The sequence below is a fragment of the Streptomyces sp. NPDC005963 genome (genome assembly GCF_040638655.1).
Classification (GTDB): Bacteria; Actinomycetota; Actinomycetes; order Streptomycetales; family Streptomycetaceae; genus Streptomyces.
Window position 1 is genome coordinate 1 of record NZ_JBEXVD010000084.1, and the last position, 2,151, is coordinate 2,151.

Consider the following 2,151-nt stretch of genomic DNA (forward strand, 5'->3'; position numbering starts at 1 on the left):
GACTCCTCACCGTCGGCGGCCAGCGGCTGATCCGTTGGTTTCAGCTCTGGATGCCGCCAACGCTTCCGGGGACACCCCCTGCGCGCCCCCAGAACACCAGCCGACAGGCTCCGGGTCCTCGGCCCGATCCACGGGTGCAGGTTCGGAAGAGAGACAGGGGCTCGCGCCCCCAGAACACCAGCCAACAGGATCCGGGGCCCTCGGCCCGATCCACGAGCAGGGGTACGGAAGAGACACAGTGCGCCCTGGAACATCCACCGGGGCCAGGCTGCCCCCTGCCTGAACCATGGGTGCAGGTGGAGCTCGAAGGCCAACCAGGGGCAGGCATTTTCGACTCGCGGCGAGGTCATCGTGGGTCGGGACCGACTTCACAGGGGTGCGAGCCCCGGGCTATTGGATTGCGCCGATATGTATCAGGGCGAACACGAGGAAGGGCGGAGAGGCGGCCCGGGTGAGGGGGGCACCTGTTCGGCTGCACATGAGAGGCAGGATAAAAGTAACTAAAGGGATACTCCGCACATGGATGCATCCCCTCGCCCCAGCTGGAGTATGCGCCGGATTCTGCTCCTCGCTGCCGGGACCTGCGCAGCCGCGGTCACTCTGATCGCAGGCTGTTCGAGCACTCCCGCAGCCCAGCCCGAGACTTCCACGCGTGCAGCACCCCCGAAGGCTGCGAACGACCTTCAGACGGACTACGAGACGGCCATCAAGAACGTGCTCCCGTCGGTGGTTCAGATCGAGGCGGGAGATGCCCTGGGCTCGGGCATCGTCTATGACACCAAGGGCCATGTGATCACCAATGCGCACGTCGTGGGCGACGGAACATCCTTCAGAGTCACCGTTGCGACGGGCGAGGCACCCCTCAGTGCGCGGCTGGTTTCGTCCTATCCGGAACAGGACCTCGCCGTCATCCAACTGGAGCAGGTGCCTGCCGGGCTGAAGCCGGCCAAGTTCGGGGACTCGTCGAGGGTCCAGGTGGGGCAGATCGTATTGGCGATGGGCTCGCCTCTCGGACTGTCGAGCAGCGTCACGCAGGGCATCATCTCGGCCGTGGGGCGCACGGTCACCGAAAGCGAATCAGGTGGGGGCACGGGTGCCACCATCGGGAACATGCTTCAGACTTCGGCGGCCATCAACCCGGGCAACAGCGGGGGCGCACTGGTCAATCTGGACAGCGAGGTGATCGGGATCCCGACCCTGGCCGCGAGCGATCCCGAACTCGGCGAGGGAGCGGCACCGGGAATCGGGTTCGCCATCCCGGCCAGCATGGTGAAGACCGTGGCGGATCAGATCATCCAGAGTGGAAGAGTGATCGACTCGGGCCGAGCGGCCCTCGACATCACCGCCCGCACCGTCCTCGACGACAGCTACCAGCCTTCCGGTGCGGCAGTGGTGACGGTCGAGAAGGACGGCGCTGCCGACGAAGCCGGACTACGTCCGGGGGACATCATCACCAAGGTCGGCTCCGCCCAGATCACGACCATCACATCTCTTGCGGAGGCATTGGCGTCCGACGAGCCCGGCCAGAAGGTGGTCGTGGGATACCAGCGGGATGGTGACTCCAAAACAGCCGAGGTCACCCTGGGAGAGATCTAGGCCCCTTCCTTCGGATCCTTGCTGGGCCCCGCGCCCTGGCACGGTGCTCCCCCTGTCCTACCCACACCCATGGTTCTGGCAGGGGGCAGCCTGGCCCCGGTGGATGTTCCAGGGCGCACTGTGTCTCTTCCGTACCCGCGCTCGTGGATCGGGCCGAGGACCCCGATACCTGTCGGCTGGTGTTCTGGGGGCGCGAGCCCCTGTCTCTCTTCCGAACCTGCACCCGTGGATCGGGCCGAGGACCCCGGAACCTGTCGGCTGGTGTTCTGGGGGCGCGAGCCCCTGTCTCTCTTCCGAACCTGCACCCGTGGATCGGGCCGAGGACCCCGGAGCCTGTCGGCTGGTGTTCTGGGGGCGCGCAGGGGGTGTCCCCGGAAGCGTCGGCGGCATCCAGAGCTGACACCAACGGATCAGCCGCTGGCCGCCGACGGTGAGGAGTCACGCCCGAAAGCACCCCCACCACCCGCACCCCACCCCCAACCCCCACCCGGACCCCCCAAACCCCAGCCCCCCAAAACCCGAGCAAACCCAGCCCGTCCGGCGCTTGAGGACGGA

The 2,151-nt window shown here is 66.9% G+C and carries 1 protein-coding gene; it reads left to right on the forward strand.

Annotation, left to right across the window (positions count from 1 at the left end):
* Positions 1 to 519 precede the first annotated feature (519 nt).
* Entirely contained in the window at positions 520 to 1,596 is a 1,077-nt protein-coding gene (locus tag ABZ348_RS34635; protein WP_358939986.1) for a trypsin-like peptidase domain-containing protein, read from the forward strand.
* Positions 1,597 to 2,151: the final 555 nt, after the last annotated feature.

Bases quoted from the DNA above. Each gene is read 5' to 3' on its own strand.
- ABZ348_RS34635 (WP_358939986.1), top strand. From the start codon at position 520: ATGGATGCATCCCCTCGCCCCAGCTGGAGTATGCGCCGGATTCTGCTC.